At 64.5% G+C, this 26,419-nt stretch carries 28 protein-coding genes; 24 read left to right on the top strand and 4 right to left on the bottom strand.

Annotated elements, in window-relative coordinates:
* The first annotated feature begins 162 nt into the window (after positions 1-162).
* The 3 genes from RBH26_RS13210 (at position 163) to RBH26_RS13200 (ending at position 3,120) form a co-directional block, all read left to right on the top strand.
* On the top strand, positions 163-1,419 hold the full coding sequence (locus RBH26_RS13210; RefSeq protein ID WP_306758811.1) for a Glu/Leu/Phe/Val dehydrogenase: 1,257 nt from the start codon (positions 163-165) through the stop codon (positions 1,417-1,419).
* Positions 1,420-1,627: 208 nt separating this feature from the next.
* Positions 1,628-2,131 (top strand): DUF2062 domain-containing protein, encoded by a 504-nt coding sequence (locus RBH26_RS13205; RefSeq protein WP_306758810.1) that lies wholly within the window; start codon positions 1,628-1,630, stop codon positions 2,129-2,131.
* A 206-nt stretch (positions 2,132-2,337) separates the two neighbouring features.
* Positions 2,338-3,120: a DUF6517 family protein gene (locus tag RBH26_RS13200; protein WP_306758809.1), complete on the top strand. Its 783-nt coding sequence runs from the start codon at positions 2,338-2,340 to the stop codon at positions 3,118-3,120.
* 33 nt (positions 3,121-3,153) lie between these two features.
* On the opposite strand, the gene RBH26_RS13195 is transcribed toward RBH26_RS13200, so the two are convergent.
* On the bottom strand, positions 3,154-4,428 hold the full coding sequence (locus tag RBH26_RS13195) for a hypothetical protein (protein WP_306758808.1): 1,275 nt from the start codon (positions 4,426-4,428) through the stop codon (positions 3,154-3,156).
* 167 nt (positions 4,429-4,595) lie between these two features.
* Here RBH26_RS13195 and RBH26_RS13190 point away from each other — a divergent pair, with 167 nt between their 5' ends.
* Complete coding sequence (locus tag RBH26_RS13190; protein WP_306758807.1) at positions 4,596-5,405, top strand: RIO1 family regulatory kinase/ATPase; 810 nt, start codon at positions 4,596-4,598, stop codon at positions 5,403-5,405.
* A 104-nt stretch (positions 5,406-5,509) separates the two neighbouring features.
* Here the strand turns inward: RBH26_RS13190 and RBH26_RS13185 are convergent, their stop codons facing one another.
* Together RBH26_RS13185 and RBH26_RS13180 are read right to left on the bottom strand one after the other, a co-directional pair.
* Positions 5,510-5,674, bottom strand: coding sequence for a hypothetical protein (locus RBH26_RS13185; RefSeq protein WP_306758806.1), 165 nt, complete (start codon positions 5,672-5,674; stop codon positions 5,510-5,512).
* Positions 5,675-5,753: 79 nt separating this feature from the next.
* Positions 5,754-6,314: a DUF1802 family protein gene (locus RBH26_RS13180; RefSeq protein WP_306758805.1), complete on the bottom strand. Its 561-nt coding sequence runs from the start codon at positions 6,312-6,314 to the stop codon at positions 5,754-5,756.
* 179 nt (positions 6,315-6,493) lie between these two features.
* Here RBH26_RS13180 and RBH26_RS13175 point away from each other — a divergent pair, with 179 nt between their 5' ends.
* The 17 genes from RBH26_RS13175 to RBH26_RS13095 all read left to right on the top strand — a co-directional run bounded on the left by RBH26_RS13175 (position 6,494) and on the right by RBH26_RS13095 (position 22,592).
* Positions 6,494-7,804 carry a cobyrinic acid a,c-diamide synthase gene (locus RBH26_RS13175; RefSeq protein WP_306758803.1) on the top strand — a complete coding sequence of 437 codons (1,311 nt, stop codon included), beginning with the start codon at positions 6,494-6,496 and terminating at the stop codon, positions 7,802-7,804.
* 138 nt (positions 7,805-7,942) lie between these two features.
* Complete coding sequence (fabG, locus tag RBH26_RS13170; protein WP_306758802.1) at positions 7,943-8,725, top strand: 3-oxoacyl-[acyl-carrier-protein] reductase; 783 nt, start codon at positions 7,943-7,945, stop codon at positions 8,723-8,725.
* 337 nt (positions 8,726-9,062) lie between these two features.
* Positions 9,063-9,683: a precorrin-6Y C5,15-methyltransferase (decarboxylating) subunit CbiT gene (gene cbiT, locus RBH26_RS13165; RefSeq protein ID WP_306758801.1), complete on the top strand. Its 621-nt coding sequence runs from the start codon at positions 9,063-9,065 to the stop codon at positions 9,681-9,683.
* Positions 9,680-10,609, top strand: coding sequence for a cobalt-factor II C(20)-methyltransferase (locus RBH26_RS13160; protein WP_306758799.1), 930 nt, complete (start codon positions 9,680-9,682; stop codon positions 10,607-10,609). The genes cbiT and RBH26_RS13160 overlap by 4 nt, the downstream gene beginning before the upstream one ends.
* Positions 10,609-11,550 (top strand): cobalt-precorrin-4/precorrin-4 C(11)-methyltransferase, encoded by a 942-nt coding sequence (locus RBH26_RS13155; protein WP_306758797.1) that lies wholly within the window; start codon positions 10,609-10,611, stop codon positions 11,548-11,550. Before RBH26_RS13160 ends, RBH26_RS13155 begins: the two co-directional genes overlap by 1 nt.
* A 111-nt stretch (positions 11,551-11,661) precedes the next feature.
* Positions 11,662-12,648 (top strand): cobalt-precorrin 5A hydrolase, encoded by a 987-nt coding sequence (cbiG, locus tag RBH26_RS13150; RefSeq protein WP_306758796.1) that lies wholly within the window; start codon positions 11,662-11,664, stop codon positions 12,646-12,648.
* Positions 12,645-13,532 carry an SAM-dependent methyltransferase gene (locus tag RBH26_RS13145; RefSeq protein ID WP_306758795.1) on the top strand — a complete coding sequence of 296 codons (888 nt, stop codon included), beginning with the start codon at positions 12,645-12,647 and terminating at the stop codon, positions 13,530-13,532. Before cbiG ends, RBH26_RS13145 begins: the two co-directional genes overlap by 4 nt.
* Positions 13,533-13,551: 19 nt before the next feature.
* On the top strand, positions 13,552-14,574 hold the full coding sequence (gene cobJ / locus RBH26_RS13140) for a precorrin-3B C(17)-methyltransferase (RefSeq protein ID WP_306758794.1): 1,023 nt from the start codon (positions 13,552-13,554) through the stop codon (positions 14,572-14,574).
* Positions 14,575-14,587: 13 nt separating this feature from the next.
* Positions 14,588-14,854, top strand: coding sequence for a ferredoxin (locus RBH26_RS13135; RefSeq protein ID WP_306758793.1), 267 nt, complete (start codon positions 14,588-14,590; stop codon positions 14,852-14,854).
* A complete protein-coding gene (locus RBH26_RS13130; protein ID WP_306758792.1) occupies positions 14,851-15,561 on the top strand; it encodes a cobalamin biosynthesis protein in 711 nt (236 codons plus the stop codon). The genes RBH26_RS13135 and RBH26_RS13130 overlap by 4 nt, the downstream gene beginning before the upstream one ends.
* A 15-nt stretch (positions 15,562-15,576) precedes the next feature.
* A complete protein-coding gene (locus RBH26_RS13125) occupies positions 15,577-16,803 on the top strand; it encodes a CbiX/SirB N-terminal domain-containing protein (RefSeq protein WP_306758791.1) in 1,227 nt (408 codons plus the stop codon).
* A gap of 57 nt (positions 16,804-16,860) precedes the next feature.
* Complete coding sequence (locus RBH26_RS13120; RefSeq protein ID WP_306758790.1) at positions 16,861-17,232, top strand: DUF3209 family protein; 372 nt, start codon at positions 16,861-16,863, stop codon at positions 17,230-17,232.
* Positions 17,233-17,234: 2 nt separating this feature from the next.
* Positions 17,235-18,572, top strand: a complete 1,338-nt coding sequence (locus RBH26_RS13115; RefSeq protein ID WP_306758789.1) for a PQQ-binding-like beta-propeller repeat protein — start codon at positions 17,235-17,237, stop codon at positions 18,570-18,572.
* A 143-nt stretch (positions 18,573-18,715) separates the two neighbouring features.
* A complete protein-coding gene (locus tag RBH26_RS13110) occupies positions 18,716-20,062 on the top strand; it encodes a DNA primase (protein ID WP_306758788.1) in 1,347 nt (448 codons plus the stop codon).
* 2 nt (positions 20,063-20,064) lie between these two features.
* Positions 20,065-20,604, top strand: a complete 540-nt coding sequence (locus tag RBH26_RS13105) for a hypothetical protein (RefSeq protein ID WP_306758787.1) — start codon at positions 20,065-20,067, stop codon at positions 20,602-20,604.
* A 54-nt stretch (positions 20,605-20,658) separates the two neighbouring features.
* Positions 20,659-21,630, top strand: a complete 972-nt coding sequence (locus tag RBH26_RS13100) for a hypothetical protein (protein ID WP_306758786.1) — start codon at positions 20,659-20,661, stop codon at positions 21,628-21,630.
* 116 nt (positions 21,631-21,746) lie between these two features.
* Positions 21,747-22,592, top strand: a complete 846-nt coding sequence (locus tag RBH26_RS13095) for a hypothetical protein (protein ID WP_306758785.1) — start codon at positions 21,747-21,749, stop codon at positions 22,590-22,592.
* A 58-nt stretch (positions 22,593-22,650) separates the two neighbouring features.
* Here RBH26_RS13095 and RBH26_RS13090 read toward each other — a convergent pair whose 3' ends face one another.
* A complete protein-coding gene (locus tag RBH26_RS13090) occupies positions 22,651-22,866 on the bottom strand; it encodes a hypothetical protein (RefSeq protein ID WP_306758784.1) in 216 nt (71 codons plus the stop codon).
* 98 nt (positions 22,867-22,964) lie between these two features.
* On the opposite strand from RBH26_RS13090, the gene RBH26_RS13085 reads away from it, so the two are divergent.
* The 3 genes from RBH26_RS13085 to RBH26_RS13075 all read left to right on the top strand — a co-directional run bounded on the left by RBH26_RS13085 (position 22,965) and on the right by RBH26_RS13075 (position 26,369).
* On the top strand, positions 22,965-23,396 hold the full coding sequence (locus RBH26_RS13085; RefSeq protein ID WP_306758783.1) for a universal stress protein: 432 nt from the start codon (positions 22,965-22,967) through the stop codon (positions 23,394-23,396).
* Positions 23,397-23,457: 61 nt separating this feature from the next.
* A complete protein-coding gene (locus tag RBH26_RS13080; RefSeq protein ID WP_306758782.1) occupies positions 23,458-23,952 on the top strand; it encodes a universal stress protein in 495 nt (164 codons plus the stop codon).
* A gap of 380 nt (positions 23,953-24,332) precedes the next feature.
* On the top strand, positions 24,333-26,369 hold the full coding sequence (locus tag RBH26_RS13075; protein ID WP_306758781.1) for a cation:proton antiporter: 2,037 nt from the start codon (positions 24,333-24,335) through the stop codon (positions 26,367-26,369).
* Positions 26,370-26,419: the final 50 nt, after the last annotated feature.

Here is a 26,419-nt window from a genome sequence, read left to right as displayed (position 1 = left end):
GGATTCGAAGGTAAAGCGGGATACTGACGATGTCACCGACCGATCGCGTCAGCGCTAGCGTCTTTGCAGTATATAATTACATCTGAACACCTTATATTGGGACTTATGTACTATGAGGTGCATTCGTCACGCTTATTTCGGTTTCCTCAGAAGCTACACCCAATGTCTGGCGAAGCCAACCCGTTCGAAAGTCTCCAATCTCAGATAGACGACGCTGCAGCCCATCTCGAGATCGACGACGACGTCATCGAACGACTCAAATACCCCGAGCGAGTCCTCGAGACGAACCTCACGGTCGAACTCGACGACGGGAGTCTCGAGCGAGTCAAGGCGTTTCGCTCGCAGTTCAACGGTGACCGCGGCCCGTACAAAGGTGGCATCCGCTATCACCCACAGGTCACCCGCGACGAGGTGAAGGCACTGGCGGGCTGGATGACCTACAAGACCGCTATCGTCGACATTCCGCTCGGGGGCGGGAAGGGCGGCATCGTCATCAACCCCGACGACTACTCCGAGAGCGAACTCGAGCGCATGACACGAACGTTCGCGACCGAACTCCGGCCGATGATCGGCGCGGACCGGGACATTCCTGCGCCCGACGTGAACACGGGCCAGCGGGAGATGAACTGGATCAAAGACACCTACGAGTCCCTCGAGAACACCACCGAGCCGGGTGTTATCACCGGCAAGAACATCGCCAGCGGCGGGAGCGAGGGTCGCGTCGAGGCGACGGGTCGTTCGACGGTGATCGCCGCCCGCGAGGCGTTCGATTACCTCGACAAGGACCTCGAAGGCGCAACCGTCGCGATCCAGGGTTACGGAAACGCCGGCTGGATCGCCGCGAAACTGATCGACGAGATGGGAGCGACCGTCGTCGCCGCCAGCGACTCCAGCGGTGGCATCTACAACCCCGACGGCTTCGATCCGGTCGCCGCGAAAGACCACAAGAACGAGACCGGCAGCATCGTCGGCTACGAGGGCGCCGAAGAGGTGATCACCAACGAGGACGTCCTGACGATGGACGTCGACCTGCTCATTCCGGCGGCACTCGAGAACGCCATCGACGAAGACCTCGCGACGGACGTCCAGGCGGACGTCATCTCCGAAGCCGCCAACGGGCCGCTGACACCCGCTGCCGACGAGGTCCTCGAAGAGACGGACGTCTTCGTGATCCCGGATATCCTCGCCAACGCCGGCGGCGTCACCGTCAGCTACTTCGAGTGGGTCCAGAACCGCCAGCGGTTCTACTGGTCCGAAGAGAAAGTCAACGCGGAACTCGAGGAGATCATCGTCGACGCGTTCGACGCCTTCGTCGAGACCTACGAGGAATACGACATCGACAACCCACGGACCGCGGCGTACGTCGTTGCGGTTCGGCGCGTCGCCGAATCCTTCGAGGAAGCCGGGACGCTTCTCTGATACGGACTGCTGTATCGATATCCCGGCACACCCCGATCTGTCTGGGATGTGCTAGGGCTGACGGACGGCGGTCAGGACGAGATCGACGACTCGAAACCGGGACGACGAACCCAACGAGTTATCGAATTGTCGGTCGCGATCAACCGACATCACTGCTCGTGGTCGGTCTCGACATCTTTTTCTCGGTCGTGCTCTACGAACTGTGTGGATGCTTCGGAGTCGGCTCGCCAGATACCGTGACCGCGCCCGTCGGAAACTCCTCGAGGCGTTTCGCGAGGAGCACACCCCGCGCCAGGTCGCCGCGAGTTTCGCGATCGGGGTGTTCCTGACGGCGCTACCGACCGGTGGTCTCGCGATCGGGGTATTTTTCGTTCTCGTCTCGCTTCTGTCGTGGATCAACAAACCAGCGATCTTCGCCTCCGTCGCCGTTCTCAACCCGTTCGTAAAACCCGCGGTCTATCTCGCCAGTTTCCAGGTCGGTGGCGTGTTGCTCGGTTCGAGTGCGGCCGAGTCCTGGGACGAGGCAACGACCGGTGAAACCGCGGCTCTTGCGGTTCGGCAACTGTTGCTCGGCAACGTCGTCGTTGCCACCGTCCTTTCGATTCTCGGATACGCGACCGTTCTCCATCTGACGCGTGCCCACCGGCGACGAGCAGACCGCCGTTCCGGGACGTCGGTCGTCTCGGCCGTGCTCGGTCTCTTCCGTCGGTGATCGACGACTTGTACTATCGAACGGACTAGCCGTGAGTTCGCCACTCACGTCCGTCGAACCCGCTTCAGTAGCCGCTGTCCGACAGTATGAGTAGCCGGCAGCTGTCGATGACGTCCCGTCGAATCGACGTGCAGTCGAGTCGATAGGCTGACACTCGTTTACAGATACAATAAACTCTTGTGAACGGTATCCTCATTGTGGGTGAGATGAACCGAAGAACGATGCTCGGCGGACTCGGTGCTGCGGGACTGGCGGGTCTCGCCGGCTGTCTGGGACTTGTCGGAATGGACAAACACGAGTCGTCACCGGCTGGCGTCAACGCGGACGTACGTGACGAGACGGGGTACGAGGAGACCGACGTCGACGGCATCACCATCGAGGAGGAGGTCGGTGTCGGCGGTGTCTCGGAGACGATCGCCGTCACGAACTACGTGACCGAACACGAGAAAGCCGTAGAGATCCCGCCGATCGGCAGCCAGCGCGCTGCCGTATTTTCGGTCCTCACGTCACCCCAGATCGGGGTTGCTGACCGAAACGTCAACCCCATCGAAGACATGTCCGCCGCCGAACTCGTCGATCTGGTCGCGGACAACTACGACGACATTGGAAACGTCTCCCACGAAGACGACGACGAGATCTCGATTCTCGGTGAGACGACCTTGCGATCACGGTTCAGCGCCGACGCGACGTTCGACGGCCACGATCTCGAGGTCGACGTCCACGTCACGGAGGCCGTCGACGCCGGCGACGATCTCCTCGTGACGATCGGGGTCTATCCGGCGGAACTTCGCGGACGGGAAAAGGACAACGTCCTCGCACTGATGGAAGGTGTCTCCACCGATCGCGATGACGAAACCGGGGACGGTACGGACGACGAGAACGGAACGAGCGACGGTGACGAGGGGGAAACCGACGGTGATGACGGTGACGACCGCGAGGGTAACGATACCGACGCGGACGACGGCGATCTGCTCGAGAACCTCGACTAGACCACACCGGTTTCGTATCCGAGCGACTGCGTCTCACCAGCTTCGATCGTCGTCGCTATCATCGTCGCCGTTGCCGTCGTCAGTATCGTCGTTCGTATCCGCCCAGGGATCGGTCTCAGTGTCGTCGACGTCCCTCCAGGGGTCGACCTCGTCAGTGCGATCCGAATCCGCACTCGAGTCGGGATCTTCGACGCCGTTTGCGTGCTCCCATGGGTCGGACTCGTCGGCGTCCTCCCAGGGGTCGCGTTCGTCCCACGACTCGCTGCCGCTCGTCCAGCCGTCCTGCCCGGTTCTGTGATCGACGTCGGCGCGGACCGCCGCTCGCTGGCCGGCGATCAGATCGAGCTCCGCGTTCGTATCGCCGAGTATCAACAGCGCGTAGTACTGGAAATAGGTCGTGATCGGCATCCAGACCAGCGCCATGAACAGCAGGCCGACCGCGAACCCAACGACGACGACCGGCAGCGCGAGCAACCCGCCGATCGATCCGAGGACGACCACGAGCAGGGCGATCACGAGACCGAACGTGACGACCAGCGCGAACAGCCCCATCCCGACGATGAGCCAGGCGGTGATCGTGACCGCGATGAGGAGGATCCAGAACAACACCAGATAGACCACGTACTCCATCGGGTTCGCGGTGAGCGTCCCCCAGAATCGACGCCAGGCGCCGAGGACGCCCCGTTCCTCGAGGAGCATGATCGGTGCGACGAACTCGTCGGTAAACCGTCGGACCACCGAATACGCCAGATACAGCCCGAACCCATACAGCGAGTAGGCAGCGAGCCAGCCGGCCGAGAGATCAGTGATCGTCCCCTCTCCAAGAGCGACGAGGGCAACGGGTATCGCACCGAGAACGGTAGCGACGAGCAACAGTCCGAGCCGAAACAGGAACAGCCGCGCTCCGCGGCCGAGATTCTCGAGGACGTAACGTCGCACGTGAACTTCCGTCGAGCGAAGCGACTCGATGAAGACGAACTCCATGATGCCGGCGACGAGGGCATACCCCAGCCACAGTATCAGTGCGATCGCGCCGAGTACGACAGCAGCGACGAGGAGTTCCTCGAGTGGTAGCTCCTCCTCGAGTGGCGGCTCGTCTTCGAGTTCTGGGGGTTGTTCGACCGCCGGCGTCGGCTCCTCGAGCAACACCGCGAAGTCGCTACCGAAAACCGACGGTCCGAGTCCAAGCCCGAGCGAACTGACGAAGACGACGACGACCGCGAGGCGGAGCCACAGCCCTACACGGACCGGCGTCAGAAACCGTCGCGTCGTCTCGAGTGCGTCACTGAGGTCGTCGACCGCGTGCATGCTATCCCTGTTTATCCCCACGATTGGTAACGATACTGCTCTCGCTCGCGGCTGACTGCGTTTTTGCCGTTCGATCCGGGCCCCAAACGAGAGGTATGTGCTATCAAACACGTTCCGTCGGAGACAGTTCGGGACGCATTTAACCTCCAAGCACTCACATCCGACGTATGGATATCCGCCGGCTCGCGCGAGGAACCGTCGAGTGGGATCGCCTCGAGCGTGTCGCCCGGACGCTGGCGGATCGCTACGACCGCGAGGAACTCCGCGTGGAGTTTCTCGAGGCCGACAACTGGCTGTCGACGCCTTGTGTGATCGACGAGGAGTGGTTCGTCAAGATCGTCTCGCGACAGAACGCACTCGTCCACGCAGTCCTGACGACCGGCCGGAACGTGGGTGCGGTGTCGGCGGGCACCGATGGCTTCTTCGGCCGGTTCGACACGCCACGAGAGATGGTCGAACACGAGTACGAGGCGACCGAGCGGATGCGCGAGATCGGCATCAACGCGCCCCGACCGATAGACGCCTTCGAAGTCAACGGGCTCGGCGTGCTCGTCCTCGAGTATCTCCCGGCGTTTCGATCGCTCGAGGACACGCCCGATTGGCTCGTCGCCGAGCGCGCGACGGAGCTGTTCGAGATGCTCGCGACGCTGCGTGATCATGGGATGGCCCACGGCGATCTCCGCGCCGAGAACATCCTGCTGTGTGACGACGAATTCTACTTCATCGACGCCACCAACGTTCACGACGACCGCGTCGCCGAAACCACGGCCTACGACCTCGCCTGTGCGCTCGCGGTCCTCGAGCCAAGAATCGGCGCAGGCGACGCCGTAGCGGCGGCTGCGACGGTCTACGAACCGGACGAACTGCTCGCTGCCCAGCGGTTTCTGGATTTCGTTCGCCTGCGTCCCGACCACGAGTTCGATTCGACGCAGCTACACGTCGAACTCGAGCGGGCCGCGGAGCGTCAACAACAGTAGTTTCGTCGTCGGTCATACGGTCTCCTGTCGTCACTGACTGCCGATCGCCAGGGCGGGGGCGGCGATCGGCGGGAGATCGAGACAGCAGTCCGTATCAGGCGTCGCTACTCGTCTTCTTCGTGTTCACGAAGCACCGTCGAGACGGTGTTCGAGACCTCTTCTATTGCGACGGCGTTGGTCTTTCGGAGGTCTCCCTCCTGGGCCGCTCTCAAGTGTCGCAACGCCTCGCGGAGGTGATGCTCCGTCTCGGAGTCGGTGTCGTCGGTCATCGTTTCGAGGGAGACGAGCTAACGGACCCGTCCGGTTAAGTTCGTCGCCGCCCCGCGATCGCCGTCTGTCCCACTCGAGTCACTCGAGCGTGTCGCGAACCGCGGCCCGCCGCTCGAGGAAGGTCGCGTCGTCGAGTACCGGCGTCGCCGCTTCGCGGTCGACGTCTGCGTCCGCCTCGAGGTCGATCCAGGCCCGACAGCCCCGGTAGGCGGGTCGTTCCTCGACTATCGCGGGCGACTCGAGTTCGGCGACCCGGAGCAAGAGGACGCGCAGGTCGTCGTCGGGATCGTACTTGTCTCGCAGGCCGTCGGGTGTGTAGACGTAGTGTCGGGCCAGCGCCTCGAGATCGTCGCTCGAGACGGTGTACTCCTCGTGGACGTCGGCGACGGCACGAATCGGGACGCCCGCGTCGGGTTTGGCGCTCGCGCGATAGTAGTAGTTCTCGTACCGGGACTGGTAGCGGCCGGGCTCCTGGTGGGAGTAGGCCGGATACAGCGCGAACCGTTCGTCGATCGTTCCCGGATCGAGCGTCGGGTGACGAACGAGTACCGTCTGCGTGCCGTCGATGAGGGCGTTGACGACGCCGGCGCGTTCTTTCAGTGCGGCGATCGGCTCGGCTGCGGTCGTCGCGTCGCTCATTGGTGTCAGTGTCTCGAACGGAGACGTGCCACAACTCGGTTTCGGTCCCCGATCCCTTCGGCCGCCACATCGTCGAGTCTCATCACCGTCACCGACGGATTCAAGTACAGTTGTGCTAACGCAACGACAACGATGAACGGAAATGCGGACCGACTGGCGACTCGCTCGAGGGGATCGCGATGAGGGGGTTCGTCCTCGGCGGTGTTAGCTCCGGCGTCGGAAAGACGGTGGCGACGCTGTCGATCGTCCAGGCACTCGCCGACGCTGGCTACGACGTCCAGCCCGCGAAGGCGGGGCCGGATTTCATCGATCCGAGCCACCACGAGGCGCTTGCAGGCCGACCCTCCCGGACGCTCGACCTGTGGCTCTGTGGTGAGGACGGGCTCCGGCGGAACTATCATCGTGGCGAGGGCGACGTCTGCGTCGTCGAGGGCGTGATGGGGCTGTACGACGGCGACGGCTCGAGCACGGCGATGGTCGCCGAGGCACTCGACCTCCCCGTCGTGCTCGTCGTCGACGCGAAAGCGGGTATGGAAAGCGTCGCGGCGACCGCGCTGGGCTTCGAGCAGTACGCCGAGACGATCGGCCGCGACGTCTCCGTCGCCGGTGTCGTCGCCCAGCGGGCCCACGGCGGTCGCCACGAGCGGGGGATCCGCGACGCCCTCCCCGATGGCCTCGAGTACTTCGGCCGGGTCCCGCCGAACTCGGCGCTCGAGATCCCCGACCGACATCTCGGCCTCGAGATGGGCACGGAGGCCGCGCTCCCGACCGACGCGTTGCGTGAGGCGGCCGAATCGCTCGCAGCCGAACGACTGGCCGATATCGCGCGGGAGCCGCCGGCACCCGCCGAGCCAGTCGACCGTCCCCGCGATCCCGTCGACGCGACGGTCGCCGTCGCCGACGACGCCGCCTTCTGTTTCCGGTATCCGGCGACGCTCGAGCGCTTCCGTGAGCGTGCCGATCTGGTCACGTTCTCACCGGTCGCCGGCGACCCAGTCCCCGACTGCGACGGGGTCTATCTCCCCGGCGGCTATCCCGAACTCCACGCTGCCGACCTCGAAGCGTCGGGGACGCTCACGGAACTCGGCGACCGCGCCAGTGAGGGTCTGCCCGTCCTCGGCGAGTGTGGCGGCCTGATGGCCATGAGTCGGTCGCTGACGACGGCCGACGGCGATTGCCACGAGATGGCGGGGATCCTGCCGGCCGACGTAACGATGCACGACCGTTACCAGGCACTCGACCACGTCGAACTCGAGGCCCGCGATGGGACCGTGACCGCCGCCGCCGGCGAGACGCTTCGCGGCCACGAGTTTCACTACTCGAGTGCAGCGGTCGACGGCGACGCCCGCTTTGCCTTCGAGACGGTCCGTGGGGACGGGATCGACGGCGAGCACGACGGGCTGACCGAGTACGAGTCGCTGGGGACGTACGCCCACGTCCACGCGGCAAGCGGTGCGTTCGACCGGTTCCTCGAGTCGATCGCGCACTGACTGCTGTCCGGCAGTATAAGCGACGGTCGGCGATCCGTACTCCCGACGAAACGGTGTCTCGGACTCTTTTTCGAAGTATTCACCGAAATTGATACGCAGTCAAATAATTAACACGAAGGACAACGTACTGTCAACTGTATGTCCGAAAGCATCCAGCGACTCGAGCCCCTAGAGCGCAAGCCGCTGACCGACCGGACCTGTCTCGTCACCGGCTCCTCGCGGGGAATCGGCCGCGAGATCGCCTTCGAACTCGCCCGCTGTGGCGCCGACGTAGCCGTGAACTATCGGTCGGCCGAACAGCGGGCCCAGGAGGTTACGGAGACGATCGAAGCCAACGGCGAGACGGCCGTCCCCGTGCAGGCCGACATCGCCGACCCTGACCAGGTCCAGCGGATGGTCGAGGAGGTCCACGACGAACTCGGCGAGATCGACGTCCTCGTCAACAACGCGGGGATCACCGTCGACCGGACGTTCGAGAACATGACCTACGAGGACTGGCAGACGGTGATCGACGTCAACCTAAACGGGACGTTCAACTGCACGAACGCCTTCTACGAGGACATCAAGTCCTCCGAACACGGGCGGCTGATCAACATCTCGAGTGTCGTCGGCCAGCAAGGCAACTACGGACAGGCAAACTACGCGACGTCGAAGGGCGGCCTGTTTGCGTTTACCCGGACGCTGGCACTCGAACTCGCCAGTCACGACTCGACGGCCAACTGTATCGCGCCCGGCTTTACCGAGACGGACATGCTCGAGAAGGTCCCCGACCGCGTCCAGGAGAAGATCCGCGAGGACATCCCGCTGGACCGCTTCGCCGAACCCGAAGACATCGTGGGGATGGTTCGGTTCCTCGCCAGCGATCACGCCGACTACATGACCGGACAGGTCATCGGGATCAACGGCGGGATGGAGTGGTAGACGGTCGGCTGAAAGCGATACCGGCGTCGCGACCGACTCGTGGTTGTGCCGGAAGACAGGTCCGACCGACAGTGAGTGATACGGTCTCCTGTAGTCAATTACCGCCGATCGCCGACCCCGTCCTGGCGATCGGCGGTACATCGTTACAGCAGTCTGTATGAGGGGCGCCGTCGGTTCTTGCTCGAAACCGAGTCGTCCTCCACAGATCAGTCGCTCGAGACAACTGTCACGCACGATTTTACAACCACGTTTGGCTTATCGAAACCACACATGGGCAACCATGGTTTCTCTACTCCAAACAAAATTGTTTTAGGGGAGGCGGCTGTTTCCACGGGTGATGCCACCCATCGCGCTTCCACACGACGCGAAGGCCGGCCCGACCAAACCCGAGGTCCGGGCCGTCGTCCGCTCGAAGTTGGCACTCGAGGACGACGACCACTTCGCGGAGGTCGGCTCCTGTACTGGGGCCGTTACTATCGAAGCCGCACAGCGAGCCGGACGGGTGACCGCCGTCGAGCGCAAGGCCAGCCGGCTCGAGACGACCGAGCGGAACCTCGCCGCGAACGAAGCGACGGTACAGGCCGACGTCGAGTTGCGAAACGCGGAAGCGCCCGATGGCCTGCCGGCCGACGCCGACGCCCTCTTTCTCGGCGGCAGCCGGAACTTCGAGGCCGTCCTCGACCACGCCGTCGAGACCGAGGTCGACCGTATCGTGATGAACGTCTCCCGACTCGAGGTCGCCGGCCGAGCCACGGAGGCCTTCCGGGAGCGCGACCTCCTCGAGGAGGTCGTCCAGTTCCAGGTGAGCCACGGCTACGAACTCGCCGGTGCGACGAGTTTCGATTCGGACAACCCGGTCTACATGCTGGTCGGGAGTGCGACGCCCGACTCGGACGCAGACGGTGATGAAGACGGGACGACCGTCGCCGCCGACGGATGCGGAGGTGAGCCACAATGACGCTGTACGGCATCGGGCTCGGTCCCGGTGAGGCGGATCTGGTGACCGTCCGCGGAAAGCGCCTTCTCGAGGACTGTGACGTGGTCTACTCGCCGGGTCGACTGTCCCGGTCCGTCGCCGTAGAACACGTCGACGAGTCGAAGATCGGGGACCTCGATTTCCCGATGACCAGAGACGAAGAGAAACTGCGTGCGGCCTGGAAAGAAGCCGCAGCGGAGATCGCGCCCAACGCCCGCGAGGGCGACGTCGCCTTCGTCACGCTGGGCGATCCGAACGTCTACTCGACGTTCGGTCACTTGCGGCGGACGATCGACGCGTTCCATCCCGACGTCGACCTCGAGATCGTTCCCGGCGTCAGCGCCGTGACGGCGTTTGCGACCGCGCTGGGCGTCGAGATCGAGGCCGGCGCGGGGCTCTCGCTTCGCGAGGCTGCCGACGGCCACAGTCCGACGGGGCCCGACCGGATGATCCTCTTTAAGGTTACCGACGCGCCGGCGACCCACGAGGGACTCGTCGAGTCCGGCTACGAGGTGACCTACGGCCGGCGACTCTTCATGGAGCAGGGCGAGACGATCGTCACCGACGATCCCGCGGCGGTCGACGACCGCGACTACTACACCCTCGCCTACGCCGAGAAGGAAGACCTCGAGGTCGAGCAGGCGACGGCGGCGTTTTCGACGACCGACGACACCTCGAGCGACGACGATACCGAGCCCGACGACGCGACCGCAGGCGGCGAGTCGATCGCAGACGGCGGCGAGTCGCCGGTCACGGAGCGACTGTCGGAAGACGGACTATCGTCCGAACGCGAGCGAGGTGTCGAGTTTCGGTCCTTACCGGAGGATTCGGACGTCGACGGCAAACTCGTCGACCTCGAGCGTGCCGAGGGCTGTGAACACGGCGACTGTAACGAGCACTGGTACTAATGGTGGACACGACCGAGACGGACGACAACGGAGACGAAGCTGGAGACGACGGCGACCCCCAAAACGCGATCGATGCACAGGGAGACCGCCGGCGAGAGGAGTTAGACGACCGGATCTTCGAGCACAGCGCCGGTGACGAGCAGGCGGGGATCCCCTTCGTCGGCGCCGGTCCCGGCAACCCGCGACTGTTGACCGTCGCCGGAAAGGAACTGCTCGAGGACGCGGATCTCGTCGTCCATGCGGGCTCGCTGGTCAACAGCGAACTCCTCGAGGAGTACTGTGCCCACGCGGAGCTCGTCAACTCCGTCGGGAAGGACCTAGAGGAGCTGATCCCGCTCATGCGCGACGCCTACGAGGAGGACCGGAACGTCGTCCGCCTTCACAGCGGCGATCCGGCGATCTACGGCGCGGCCAAAGAGCAGATGGATGCCCTAGAGCACGAGGAGGTCCCGACCTACTTCGTGCCGGGTGTCACTTCCGCGTTTGCGGCCAGCGCGACCCTGCGGACCCAACTGACGCTCAACGAGGTCTCCAATCACGTCGCGTTCACTCGACCCCAGGGGAAGACCCTAAGCGAGGAGGAAGACCACATCTCCGACTTCGTGGAGATGGGCGACGTGACGACCTGTATCTACCTGGGGACCCACGCGGTTCGGGACACGATGGATCGGCTCCTCGAGGACGGTCACGATCCCGAGACGCCAGTTGCAGTGGTCTACCACGCCTCCTGGCCGGACGAAGACGTCATTGTCGGTTCGATCGGCGATATCGCCGATAAAGTGGCGGAGGCCGGCTATCGGGCCTCGGCGCTGGTCGTCATCGGCGACGCCGTGACCGGCGCGGGCTACGAGCGCTCCTATCTCTACGGCGACTGGGCGAACCGGGGTTCTTCGGACAGTTCGGCGGAAAACGCGAGCGAACCGGAGGCGAGCGATGACTGAGACGCTTTGGACTCGAGACCGCAAACACGGTGAAATCCCCCAGCCCCGCGGTGGACGAGACGGGTCGATAGCACGTGAAATGGACGAATTCGTGACGACAGTGATTCGACAATGAGTTCAGAAACTGAGAACACGGAGACGAACGACGGATCGGACGGCGGTCACTGTTCGACGCCGGACTCGGACGGCGAAGTCGCCGAGGAGATCGCGATCGTCTCCTTCGAGCGCAAGATGGAGACCGCCGAGGAGATCAAAGCCGAACTCGAGGATCGATACGAGTCGATCGAGATCCTCGAGTACCACGGCGACGTCTTCGAGGCCCACTGGGGCGAGTACGACTGCTTTATCGGCCTGATGGCCTCGGGGATCGCGATGCGAAAGACGGCCCACCTGTTGGACGACAAGTGGGACGATCCTGCGATCTGTGTCGTCGACGAGGAACTGACGTGGGCGATCCCGATCACGGGTGGCCACCATGGCGCCAACCAGGTCGCACAGGATCTGGCGACGATGGGTGCCGTCCCGGCGATGACCACGGCCTCGGAGGCCGCCGGCAAGCAAGGTGTCGAGTCGAAGGCGAAGGCGATGGACGCCCACGTCGTCAACGGCGACTCGACGGTCAAAACCAATCTCGCCGTGCTGGACGACACCCTCGGCCCCGTCGAGCGACTCGAGGGACCGAAGGCCGTCCTGGTAGGTGACGACGTCACCGTCCTCAAACGAAACAAAGACGACGGCGTCGTCATCGGCACCGGCAGCGTCTCCGGTGCCGACACCGCGGCCTTCCTCGAGGCCTGGGACGAAGCCCTCGAGCGGACCGACTACGGCGTCGAGGACGTCGAGTTCGTCGCCACCGCGACGCGTAAGGAAGACGAGGAGGGGCTGCTCGCGGCAGCCCAGGAACTCGATCTGGGCGTCGTCGCCTTCGACAAGGAGACGCTGCTCGACCACGAGGGGCCGACGCCCTCGAAATCGAAGGAGCTGATCGGCTGGCCCGGTGTCTCGGAGGCGTCGGCGATCGCCGGCGGCCGCGAGCAGGAACTCGTACTCGAGAAGATCAGCTACGAGGACGAAGTCACGGTGGCGATCGGCAAATGAGCGAAAGCGAATCCGACACTGCAGACTCGAGTAGCGGAGCCGGCGGGACGCCAGACGACCACGGCACCCTCTACGTCGTCGGCATCGGCCCCGGGCTGCCCGAACACATGACCACGAGGGCAAAGCGCGTCATCGAGTCGGCCGACGTCGTCATCGCCTCGAGTCTCTACCAGGAGTTCCTGCGCGATGACGGAACGCTGCCGCCGGAAGACGCCGTCGACGAAGACGGGATCGCGACCCGCGACGACGGGTTCGAACAGGAGATCGTTCGTTCGACGATGGGTCGCCAGATCGAACTCGCCCGCGCGGCGTTCGATCACGTCCGGGAGGGCAGAGACGTCGCTCACGTCTCCGGCGGCGATCCCTCGGTGTACGGCAAGTCCGACCTGATCTTCAAGATGGCCGAAGAGGACGACGCCACGGACGTGCCGATCGAGATCGTCCCCGGTCTCACCGCGGCGCTTGGCGGGGCGGCAAACGTCGGCGCGCCGCTGTGTAACGACTTCTGTACCGTCTCGCTGTCGGACAAGTGGCGTGGCTGGGACGAGATCGAGGAGAAACTGCGCGCGGCCGCGATCAGTGACTTCGTGATCGTGCTGTACAACTGCTGGCGCAACTACGAGCAGGCCGTCGAGATCGTCCGCGAGGAGCGCACTGACGACGCCCTCGTGGCGATCGTCAACGACGCCGGTCGTGCCGACGCCGGCCGCAACGGCGAAAGCGAGTTCGTCACGACCCTCGGCGAGGCCGCAGACCACGACGACAAGGTCTCGGGAATGGGTACCTCGTTGATCATCGGCAACCACGAGACCGAGACCTGGAGCAACGACGACCGAACGTACCTCGTCACGCCCCGCGGCGGGCGTGACGTCGACGATTTCTGACCGATACCACGATACAACCATGAGTACGGACACTGACGCAGACGCTGACGACGAATCGACTTCCAACTGTGGCGCCTCGAGCACCAGCGAAACCGATGCCTCGAGCGGGTCGAAGTGTGGTGGTGCCTCGAGTTCGGACGACTCGAGTTCCAAGTGCGGCGCCTCGACGTCCAGTTCCTCATCGTCGGGATCGAGCTGCGGGGCCTCGAGTTCGGACGACTCGAGCAACGAACAGGAGGTCGGCGCGACGGTCGACGACTTCGACGCCGAACCCGGGCAGCTGATCGCCGTCGGGCTCGGCCCCGGCCACCCCGAGGGGATGACCGAACGGGCCAAAAACGCCCTGCTCGAGGCCGACCACCTCGTCGGCTACACGACGTATATCGAACTGATTCCCGACGAGATCACCGAGCAGGCCGACGACATCTACGACACGCCGATGTGTGGCGAGGTCTCCCGCACCGAGGAGTCGATCGATCGTGCGCTCGCGGGCAACGACGTGGCGATCGTCGGGAGCGGCGACCCAAACGTCTATGCGCTTGCCGGACTCGCACTCGAGATCTTAGAGTCCAAGGGCGCGACGGCGTCGATGGTCGACTTCGAAGTCGTTCCTGGCGTGCCGGCGGCCCAGTCCTGTGGGGCACGACTCGGCGCTCCGCTCGTAAACGACACCGTCTCGGTCTCGCTGTCGGACCACCTCGTCCCGATGCCCGAGATCGAGTCCCGACTCCACGCGGTCGCAAGCGAGAACTTCACGATTACGATCTACAACCCCTGGAGCCGCAAGCGCCGGGAGAACTTCCAGAAGTGCTGTGAGATCTTGCTGGCCCACCGCGATCCCGACACGCCCGTCGGGATCGTTCACGGCGCCGGTCGCGAGGACGAACAGGTGATGATCACCGAACTCGGCGAACTCGAGGAGCTGGGCGAACACGAGATCATCGACATGACGACGACGATCGTCGTCGGCACCGAGGATACCTACGTCTGGGACGACCGGATGGTCACGCCCCGGGGCTACGAGACGAAGTACGACTACTGAGCACGAATCCACCATGCCACGATACGAAATCACTATCGAGAAAGACGCCTGCGACGGCATCTTCGCCTGTCTGACCCGCGATCCCAGATTCGTCGAAGGCGAAGACGGCCTCGCGACGATCGATCCGGACGCGGATCCGGTCTACGACTGCGACGGCGAGGTCACCGACGATGCGACACGCGTCGTCGCGACGTTCGACGACGACCGTCTCGACGAGGCCAGACAGGCCGCCGCGGCCTGTCCGACCGACGCGATCGTCGTCGAGGAGGTCGGCGAATGAGCGACACACAGCCGACACGCGACGAGCGATCGGCATCCGTCGAGGTCGACGTCCCGGCCGACCCGCTCGCGGGCCACCCCGCGACGGCGTACTTCTGGGGCCACGTCGCCGGCAGCGGGACTGTCTCCACCGACGGCATCGACGTGGTGACCACAGACGAGACCTCGGCGGAAGTCCTCGCGGCCGTCGCCGGCGGCGATCTCGATCGGGAGACGGTCAGCCGCGACTACGCCCACGACACGTCGATCACGCGGACCGAAGACGAGTACACTCTCTCGATCGGCGGCGACGAATCGGGGGTACTCGGCCGCAACAGCGTGCTCGGTCTCCCGGTCGACGGTCGCGGCAACTATCGCTTCGAAGCCTTTGCGGGCTACGAGCAGGAACTCTTGCGGGGCTTGCTCGAGGGCTGTGGCACGATCTGCTTCAAGTCCTCGAGTGGCACCGTCGGGATCTCGTTCGTCCACGACGACCGGCAGCTGCTCGAACTGACACGGGAGTTGATCGCCGGTTGTCCCGTCGACGCCCCCTGTGGCGAGCTCTCGGAGACCGCTTCGGGCGGCTACTGGTTCGGCGTCGACGACGACGTCGTCCCCGAGTTCGGAACGTGGCTCTACGAGGACTGTACGGCGACTGGCCTGTTCGCTCCCAGTCGGCGCCGAAAACTCGAGCGGAGCCTCGAACAGGCCGACGCCTACGACACGTAAGACGAGACGATCACGATGCACACACCCGATGACACCGCCTCCACGTCCGCGTTCGACGACGAAGCCGTCCTGCTGATCGGCCACGGCTCCCGTCGCGAGAAGTCGAACGAACAGGTTCGGGAACTGGCCGCCGGCCTCGAGTCGCGACTGGGGATCCCGGTCGATGCCGCGTTCCTCGAACTCGCAAAACCGTCGCTCGAGGAGGCGTTTGCCGAACTCGCGGCGGTCGTTTCGCGGGTGACGGTCGTCCACTGCTCGCTGTTCGCCGCGAGCCACGTCAAAAACGACGTGCCGCTGGCGATCGAGCAGGCCCGCGCGACCCACGACCTCGAGATCGACAACGGTGCCCATCTGGGCATCCATCCCGCAATCTTGGACCTCCTCGACGACCGGGCCGCCGCGGTCGAGGCCGAACTGGGCGTCGACCGCGCGGACGACGACGTCGCCGTCGTGCTCTGTGGACGGGGCTCGAGCGATCCGGACGCAAACGCCGACGTCCACAAACTCGCACGGTTACTCTACGAGGGGCGGGCGTTCGATCGCGTCGACGCCTCGTTTATCGGCGTCACCGAGCCGACCCTCGAGGAGACGCTCCACGGACTCTCGAAACACCGGCCCGACGCGGTCGTCGTCCTCCCCTACATGCTCGGCGACGGCGTCCTCACCCAGCGCGTTCGCGACTGGACGGTCGACTTCGACGACGACTATCCCTACGTCTCCGCGCTGGCCGGCGAACCGCTTGGGACCGACTCGCGGCTGTTCGACGTCCTCGCCGACCGCTGGCAGGAAGCGCGCAGCGATAGCGTCGAGATGTCCTGTGACACCTGCAAGTACAAAGTCGACCTCGAGGGCTACGAGGAGGACGTCGGCGGCGCGCGGGCCATGCTCCGTGCGCTCGCCCACCAGGAGGCCCACGCGGACCGCGAGAACGTCGACGACGAGCCCCACACTCACGACGCGCCGGCAAAACACGTTGCGGTCTGTACGAACCGGACCTGTGCCGACATGGGGTCGCCGGCGGTGCTCGAGCGACTCCGCCAGGAAGCCAGAGATTCTGCGCACTGTGACGCCCGCATCACGCGGTCGTCCTGTCTCGGACGCTGTGGCGACGGACCGATGGTCGCCGTCTATCCGGACGGGATCTGGTACGGCGACGTCGAAGCGTCGGATGCCGAACGAATCGTCTCCGACCACCTCGATCGGGACCGCATCGTTAGCGATCTCGTCGATCAGACCCTCTGACGTATCGCTCGCCAACCAGCGACTACCACCCCATCTCGAAAACGAACACAAACAGACATGAGCTGTCACGAAATCGAAGCACTACGACTCGGACTGATGAACGTCCTCGGCGTCGGGGACGAGAGCACTCGCGAACACGCACGGAAAGAACTCGAGGGCCATCTCGATGGACCGATCGAGGGGCTCGTCGAGGCCGAGACGCTGACGGAACTCGAGCGACACCTCGACGCCACATTGGTCGACCTAGAGGAGGAAGTCGCCGCGATGGACGCGGACGACCCCGAATACGATTACACGCGGGGTCGACTGCTCGAGGTCCGCAACGCCGAGCGAGCGATCGAGCGGCTTCGCGTCCAGGGCGGGAGCATCGTCGACGGGCTCGGCGAGGCCCACGACACCCTCCACGAAACGTTCCCGGTCGAGGAGTGAGGATGAGCGACGCTGCTGACGTCGACCGAGAACGCGGATTCGAACGCCGGTCAGCCCCGCTCGGCGAGATCGACGTCGCCCGTAGCCGGCACATGTGGACCCGCTCGGCAGTCCACGTTACTGCAGGCGGCAACCTCGTCGTTACTGGCGAGTGGGACGGGACCGTCACCGCCCGCGAGGTCGACTCTCTCGAGACCCGTTGGACGGCGACACACCCGGACCACGCGATCGGAATCGCGACGCTCGACGCCGGGAGTGACGGCGGCGAGCCGGACGCGATCGTCGTCGCCGGTCGTGGCGAAACGGGCACGATCGCGGCCTACGACGCCACGACGGGCGAGCAGCGCTGGTGTTACGAGACGGTCGACGACCTCGGCGAGCCCACCGAGGACTCGATCTTCTATCTGCCGTACGTGGTCGCCCTCGAGACCCACGGTGAGACCTGCTACGCGGCTGCACGTCGATACGAACGCGACGGCGAGACGCGCCAGTGGTACAGTACCGTCTACGCGTTCGAGCCCGACGGGACCGTTCGCTGGCGCTACGAGACCGACGCGTCGCCGATCGCCTTGGACATAGACGCCGACGGCGAACGGCTCGCGGTCGGCTACAACCGCTGTATGGGCGACCACGACACCGGTCTCGTCGTGCTCGAGGCCGGAAGCGCGACGATTGCGTCGTCGCGAAACGGCGGCGGTGAAACCGCTGACGGTGGCGACCTCGAGTGGACCTGGGATCCCGGAACGGAAGGCGACCGCCGCGTCGGCGACGTGGCAATCGACGGCGAGACGGTCGCGGTCGCGAGCCACGGCGACAAGCGTGGCTACCTGCTCGGCCCTGGCGGTGCCGAGCGGTGGCACGTCGACCTGGCGGTCGAAACCGAGATCGACGGTGAGACGCTTTATGCCTATCCGAACCACGTGGCCGCCGAGGACGGCCGCGTGACGTTCGTGACCGGCAACACCTACGCGGTCGAGAGCCGCGAGACCGAGAACCGACATCCGAACGAACACCGCATCGCGACGTTCGACGCCGACGGCAAGCCGGTGTGGGACGACGCGGTTCGGGGCTTCGTCCACGGTCTCGCGACCGACGACGCGACGGTCGTCACACCCTGTGCCCAGAACTTCCGCGTCCGCGACCCGGACACCCACGCCGTTCGCTTCTTCGACCGCGAGTCGGGCCCGACGGTCAGCGAATGCCTCGAGGGAGTCGCGACCGCTGCCGCAATCGACGACGGGACCGTAGCAGCGATCGAAGAGCCCGTCGCCTACCACGACGACGGCGTGACCCGCGGTGCGTATCGTCTCCACGTCACCGATCTCGAGTCGGATCGCTAACTCGAGTGTTAACTCGACCTGACTCCGGCTATCGATTTCTCGCTCCGACACCCTGTATACGCCACGAACGGCCGATAGGGCCCGAGAGTCGCACACGCAAGGGAAATCACCACAACGCTCACTCTCGTGTATCTTCGCGTATAATGACACCGGGCCTGGACGACGACGGTCTCGAGGAGCGTTCGGACCCCACGGCAGTCGGGGACCCCTCGGACCATCATCACGACGGTGAGCGCGCGGAGGGACCGAACCGCAGGGTGCTGCCCGACGGCGGCCAGGCGGAGATGGCCGACGAAGACGAGGCGGACGACGCTGCGGACGAGGGCGACGAGGAGACCGAAGAAACGGCACCCGAAGGAGAACTCGAGGACGAAACCGAAGCCGACGGCCTCGAGAAAGACGCCGAGGAAGACGAAGCGACGGCGGAGTCCGAAGCCGCGGACGACGAACTCGAAGAAGCCGAAGACGAGGCGGTCGAAGACGAAGCCCCCGAGGACGAGGCCGAAACGGAGTCGGACGAAACGGCCGACGAACTCGAGGACGAGACTGAAGCAGCCGAAGTCGAAGAAGAGGACGAAGAAGCAGCCGAAGTCGAAGAAGAGGACGAAGAAGCAGCCGAAGTCGAAGAAGACGAGGACGAGCCCGAAGCGGAAGAGAGCAGGGACGAGACGGGTGATCTCGTCGAGGACGACCGCGCGGAGGGCCACGCCGCGGACGCCGAAGACGTTTACGAGGGTGACGACGCCTCCGGAGTCTTGCATCTCGATATAGACGGGCTCTTTCTGGATCTGCTCGGCCTCGAGGTCAACCTGAACCCGGTCCAGCTCGACGTGTCGGCGCGGCCAGGCGAGAACAACCTGCTTGGAAACCTCCTGTCCGCGGTGACGGGGCTGCTGGACGGCCCCGGTGCGATGCTGGACAAGGTCAAATCGCTGCTGAGCAAGCCAGTGGAACTGCTCAAACAGCTCCCGGGGAAGGCAAAAGAGCTCCTCAGCGGGCTCCTCGAGCGGCCGAAAGAGCTCCTCAGTGATCTGATGAGCAAGCCCAGGGAGCTGCTCGGTCAGTTGTTGGGCATCGGCGGTGAGGAGGCCGAAGGCGAAGCCGAGGACGAGGCCGAGTCCGGTGGCCTGATCGCCTCGCTCGTCGGCCGGCTGAAAGACGTCCTCGGGAAGCCGATCGAGTGGCTCCGTGGACTCTTCGGCGGTGCCGAGGAGGCGGCTCCGGACGAAGAGGAAGCAGCCGACGTCGATGAGGCGGAGACCGAGGGCGACGCTGACGAGGAGACTGACTCCGAATCACCCGGTCCGATCGCCAGAGCCACGAGCTGGCTGAAAGAACGGTTGGTCGGTCTCATTCCCGGACTTCCGATCGAGGACCTCGTGGCGACGGTCGTCAGCCAGGTGATCAGACAGCTGCTCGAGCAACTCGAGCCGGAGACCGAACAGGGCGAGACAGGCGAGCAACCCGACGCGACACAGGAGGCCGCCTAACTATGAGTGAGAGCCAAAGCGAGACCGAAACCGAGACCGAACACGGAGGAGAGGACGCCGGCACCGTAACACAGCGGATCGATTACGAGAAGGTAACCGAGAATGTCAACATCGACGAGTTAGTCGAGGGCACGCAGTGGGAAGACGAGATCGACGACGACCAGCCACTCGGGGAGGTCCTCGGTGGACAGATCGGCGCGCTCGTTGGCCGAAAGGTCGGCGAGTCCATCGGCCGAACGATCGGCGAGATGGTCGTCGACGAACTGCTCGCACCCGACGAACCGGACGCTGAAGCGGTCGAAGAACCGGAAGACGAAACGGAGGACATGGACGAGGCAGACGAGTCGACAGACGAAGCGGCCGAACCGGACGAACAGGTGGAAGACGAGGAGACCGACGCCGACGAGGAATCCGAAGCGGAGGAGACGGACGAAACGGAAGACGACTCGGGAGGCGAGTCCGAGGCCGACGACGGTGACGAGACGGACGAGTCCGAATCGACTGCCGAGGACGAATCGGACGGCGAATCCGAGGAGGAGTAATCATGCGTCGAACGTACCCAACCAGCTCACCGATCACTACTCGAGGTGATCGCGATGAGTGAAAGCGGACTCACGGAACTGGTCACCCAGGAGGTCAACAACCAGCTCGACGTCGCCGATCTCTTCGGCGATGGTAACATCGAAGACAGCATCGACGGCGGCGATATCGGCGCTGCGGTCGGTCGCGAGTTCGGCGAGCGAGTCGGCCGCGAACTCGGCGCCGCGATCGGCCGTGCGGTCCACGAGACAATCGCACAGGGAATCGAGGAGAACAAGAACCGAAACGAACTCCAGGCGGACCTCAAGACGGCGATTCGAGACGCACTCCGTGAGACGATCGAGGACAGCGACGCGAAAGATTCGGTCCAGTCGCTGGCTCGAAGCGCTACCGAGGGGAGTAACCTCGAAGGACTGCTCGAGACCGATACCGACGAGGAAGACGCCGAGACCGAACCCGAGACCGACGCCGAAGAGTCCGAAAGCGCGACCGAGAGCGCTCGAGAGACGGCCGAGTCGGTCGCGGAAGGCGTCAGCAACACTGCCGAGAGCGCGAGCGAGACCAGCGGACTCGACGAGTTGCTCACGGACGACGCCGAAGGCGAGGAGGACGAAGCGGAAGCCGAGGCGGCTGAAGTAGAAGAGGACGATGAAACAGCGGAGACCGACGACGAAGTCGAAGACGAAGCGACGGACGAAGGCGTCGAGGACGGTGCGGAAGAATCTACCGACGAGGAGACCGAAGCAGCCGAGGAGACGGACGACACCGACGAAGGGACCGAAACCGAGGCCGACGACGAATCCGAACCGTCGGTCGGCGATATCGCGGACCTCCGGGCGGAGACCCTCGAGGACTTCCTCGGCGTGATGTCCTACGAGGACCTCCAGTCGGTGGCCAAAGACGTCGGCGTGAAAGCCAACCTCAGCCGCGAGGAGATGACCGAGGAGATCATCGCAGCCGTGACCGACGAGGGCGACGACGAGCCGGACGCAGACGACGGCGAGGAAGCGGAGGCCGAGGCCGACTGATAAAGCGACCGTAAAATCACGCTTCAGGCGCACGAGGGTCACACTCAAGCCGGCAACAGCCGGCGACAGGAACAGGCGTCCCGGCGATCGAACGACGACACGATCCACCCCATGCCATGAACGACGCAAATCAGGAGCTCCACGAGCGAGTCCACGAGATCCTCCACGACGCAGAGACCGCCAGCGGATCGCTGCTCGAGGACGCCGACGGCGAGTCCGACCTCCTCGAGACCGCGGCGCGGGCGGACGAGCTCCTCGAGGAGACGGAACCGGACGCACTGCTCGAGGCGGTCGGCCTGGACGAGTTACCTGACGGCAGCGAGCCGGACTCGATCCCGGCGGCAATCGCACAGGGCGACCCCGAACAGGTCGAGGAGTTGCGTCGACTGCTGACGCTCTCGGATCTCGCCGACCGGGACGAGGAGGCGGAACTCGAGAGCGCCGTCGGTGGATTACGTGACTCGATCGGTTCGGACGGAGCCGACGCGGCCGACGAAGACGGCGACGAAAGCGACACCAGCGACACTCGAGCGGCGATCGAGTCCGTCGCCGAGACCGCAAGCGAGGCCAGCGGGCTCGACGACCTCCTCGCGGACGACGGGGACTCCGAGTCCGAATCGGAGGCGGAAGACGAAAGCGACGGAAACGGGGACGAAGGGAGCAGCGACGACCTCGGCGAGCAGCTCCGATCGACGGTGGAGTCGACGTTCGCCGACGCCGGTGACGACCTCGAGGGGCTCCAGCAGCGTCTCCAGGAGGCGAGTGCCAGCTCCGTCGGAGACGACGATGCTGAGAGCGAAACGGAAGACGACGAAGACGGACTCCTCGAGACCGATCTCGGTTCCGGCGATCAGGGGGCGTCGGGCGGACCGACACGCCATTCGACGATGGCGCCACCCCCGTCCGATCGCGCCGACATGAAGGGGACCGCGCGTCACTCGACGATGCCCGATAGAAACTGATAGGGCCCGTTCCCGATCGCTCGACACGCCCCGCAACTGTGTATACTATCCGACAGTATTATTCGTCGTTCCAGTCGTCGATGAACAGCCGCGCCCCCATAATCGGAATGAACAGGAAGAACGCGAGCAACATCGTGCCGACGAAAATAGCGTTGATGAACTGGGGAGAGATCGCTGGCGTCAGCATTAGCGAGGCGATGAGTGTTCCGCCCGTAAGCGAGACGACGATGAGGACGAGGAGATCCGTACGCGTGACCGGAACTTCGTCGGACATACCCGTCGCTACGAACCGTGTCATAAAGGCTTTCGAGGTTTCGTGACGACCCGGTCGCGTCCCCCGGAGTTTTGTCCCCCTGGAGCGAACTGCGACCGATGTACGATTCGATTCTCGTTGCGACCGACGGCAGCGAGACGGCAAGCGACGCGACTGTCCACGCGGTCGATCTCGCTCGACAGTACGACGCCACGCTGAACGCGGTCGCCGTCCTCGAGAGCCGGACCGACTACGACAACGCGATCGTCGATCCCGAGGAAGTCGAGCGCCGGCGCAGGGCCGAGGCGGAGACAACGCTCGAGACCGTCGAAGCGTCGGCCCGGGACGCCTCGATATCGGTCGAGACGGCGATCCGATCGGGCGTTCCACACGCGGAAATCCTCGCGGTGGCCGACGACTGCGACGCAGACGTGATCGTCGTCGGAGCACGTGGACGATCCGAGTTCCGCCGAAAACTCCTCGGCAGTACCGCCGATCGGGTCGTCAGACTCGCAGATCGTCCGGTGCTCGTCGTCGGTACCGACGACTGATCGAGCGCTGTCCATTTCTGGAGGGCGAACATTTACTTCCTCTGTCGTATGAAATAGATGTATGACGCTACTCGTCCCCTTCGATGGCTCGGAACTAGCTAGAAACGCACTCGAGAAAGCTTCCGACTTCGGTGACCTGCTCGACGAGGAACTCGTCGTCCTGACCGTTATTCCCGACGATGCCGACTATGCCCGCGAACGAGGCTGGATCACGGAGGGCGAACCGTTCGACGACGAAGCCATCGAAGCGGGTCTGGAGACGCGGGCGAAGGAGGTCGCCCCGGAGGCGACGTTCCGTACCGAACGCGTCAGCTCCGACGAACCCACCGCGACTGCGACGAAAAACGTCGTTCGAGAGATTCGGCGGGTCGCTGGCGATATCGGCGCGTCAGTGGTCTTCATCGGCTCGGAGAACGCCGGCTCGGTGATCGCTCCGCAATCGAGCGTCGGGAGTCCGGTCGCCAGCGACCAGCGATACGACGTCTACGTCGTTCGCAAGCCGGACGCCGACGTCGACCCCGCGGACGTCTCCGATATTGACTCGATGGTCGACTGATCGCTGGCCTATGATACTGCCGGCCAGCAGTCAGTGCGCGGTCGGTCGCGAACGCGCGGCCGTCACCGTCGGCAACGGCCGCAGTCGGGCGACCGACCGGAGACTCGTGCTGTCCGACAGTATGAGCCGACGCGGATCCACTGTTCGTGTTTTTATGATCCTCCTGTCGGTCCAGAAATCGGCAGAAACCGAAGCGACCCGAGGCCGTTAATAGGCGGCCGTTGCTCGCTCGAGTAGAAGCGTGTTCGGACGGGGCCATCGAGCGGTGTCGACAACAGCCCGTACGGGCTGCTGTCCCGATGTCCCGATGCAATCGCGGGACGGATCGCGGTTGCATCGGAAATGACGGACAGCGGTTCGGCTCGCAGAGGAGCGAGGATATGAGGCCACTAGCGTTGGGGTTGCCGATCGACGATCCGATCCTCATCTTCGGGATCGCGATGCTCGTCTTCCTCGTTGCGCCGCTCGTTCTCGCTCGATATCGGCTGCCGGGAATCATCGGCGTTATCGTCGTCGGTGCGGCAATCGGTCCGAACGGCCTCGGGGTCTTATCGCGCGACGAGACGATCGTCCTGCTCGGGGAAGTCGGGATCGTCTACCTCATGTTCGTTGCGGGCCTCGAGATCAATCTCTCCCAGTTCATCGAGTACCGGGACCGCAGCGTCGTCTTCGGACTTCTCTCGTTCGTCATCCCCCAGGCCGTCGGGACCGTCGTCGGCTACACCCTGCTGGGACTTTCCTTCGGGGCCGCAGCCTTGTTCGCGGCGATCTTCGCCTCGCATACGCTGCTCGCGTATCCCGTTGTTAGCCGTCTCGGAATCACTAAGACCGAGAGCGTTACGGCGACGATCGGCGGAACGATCATCACCGACACGCTCGCGTTGCTCGTCCTCGCGGTCGTCATCGCGGGTGCTGAGGGAACGCTTGGGCCGACGTTCTGGCTCGAGTTGGCCGTCGGACTGGTCGTCTTCTTCGCGGGCGTCTGGCTGCTCGTGCCGCGACTCGGGCGATGGTTCTTCCGGACGATCGACCAGGAGAGCTACTTCGAGTTCCTGTTCGTGATGGCGGTGTTGTTCGTCTGTGCCTTCCTCGCCCATCTCGCGGGGATCGAGTACATCGTCGGGGCCTTCCTCGCGGGACTCGTGCTCAATCGGCTCGTGCCCGCACACGGGACGTTGATGAACCGCATCGAGTTCGTCGGGAACGCGTTGTTTATCCCCTTCTTCCTGCTGTCGGTCGGTATGCTCGTCGACGTCAGGGTCCTGACCGACGGCCTCGAGACGGTTACGCTCACCGTCGCCTTCGTCGTCCTCGTGCTCGTGACGAAGTACGCCGCGGCCTGGATGACTGCACGACGGTACGACTACTCCCACGACGAGACGATGACGATGTTCGGGCTCTCGGTCGGCCAGGCTGCGGCGGCGCTTGCGATCGTTCTCATCGGGTTCGAGGCGGCCCTGCTCGGCGAGGCGATGCTCAACGCCGTCGTGTTGATGATCCTCGTCGTCAGCGTCGTCAGCCCGACGATCGTCGATCGATACGGACGGGCGGTCGTCCGTACCTCCGAACACACCGAATACGATACCAGAACGGCCCCACAGCGCGTTCTGGTTCCGTTCTCCCGTAGGTCACAACACCGGGATCACCTGCTCGACCTCGCGCTGTTCGTTCGTGAACCGGGCGACGAGCAACCGCTGTACACGCTGACCGTCGCCCGTCCGGGGCCGCGAGCCGAGGCCGACGTCGCGGCGATCGAGGCCGCCCTCGAGGAGACCGAAGCCTACACTGCCGGTGCCGAGGTGCCGGTCGACTCTCAGACCCGCATCGAAGACAACGTCGCTTCGGGGATCATCCGGGCGATCCTCGAGAATCGGATCACGACGCTGGTCATCGGGTGGGACGGGGAGCCGCGCCACCAGCGGGTGTTCGGCCACGTGATCGATCGAGTGCTGATCCGGACGAATCAACTCGTGCTCGTCTCCCGGGTCCACCAGCCGCTGAATACGACGAGCGAGGTCGTCGTGATTCTCCCGCCCAGGATCCACCACAACGATGGCTTCCCCGGGGCAGTCCATACGATCGAACACCTCACAGAGCAGGTCGGCGCATCGATTCGTGCCGTCGTCGTCGACGACAACCCTGACCAGTTCGAGCGGCTGTTCGACCTCGTCGAGCCGGACGTCCCTGCGACGTTCGAACGCGTCGACGACTGGGAGGCCGTTGGCCGTGTGCTCGAGGAAACCGTCGCCGACACCGACCTCGTCGTTCCGGTGAGTGCTCGTCGGGGGACGGTCGGCTGGGACCCTGCGTTGCGAGGGGTACCGACGACGGTGGCTCGAGCGACCGACGGCAACTTCGTCGTCTGCTATCCGGCCGTCGGTGACCGCGACGATCGGCGATTCCTACAGTTCCAGTGAACGACTGGGTATACTTCCGGACAACACGATGCACACACCGATCGCACTCG

Origin of the sequence: Natronolimnohabitans sp. A-GB9, assembly GCF_030848565.1 — an archaeon.
GTDB lineage: Archaea > Halobacteriota > Halobacteria > Halobacteriales > Natrialbaceae > Natronolimnohabitans.
Note: the sequence above shows the minus strand (reverse complement) of the source record. Positions and strands in the feature narration are given on the sequence as shown.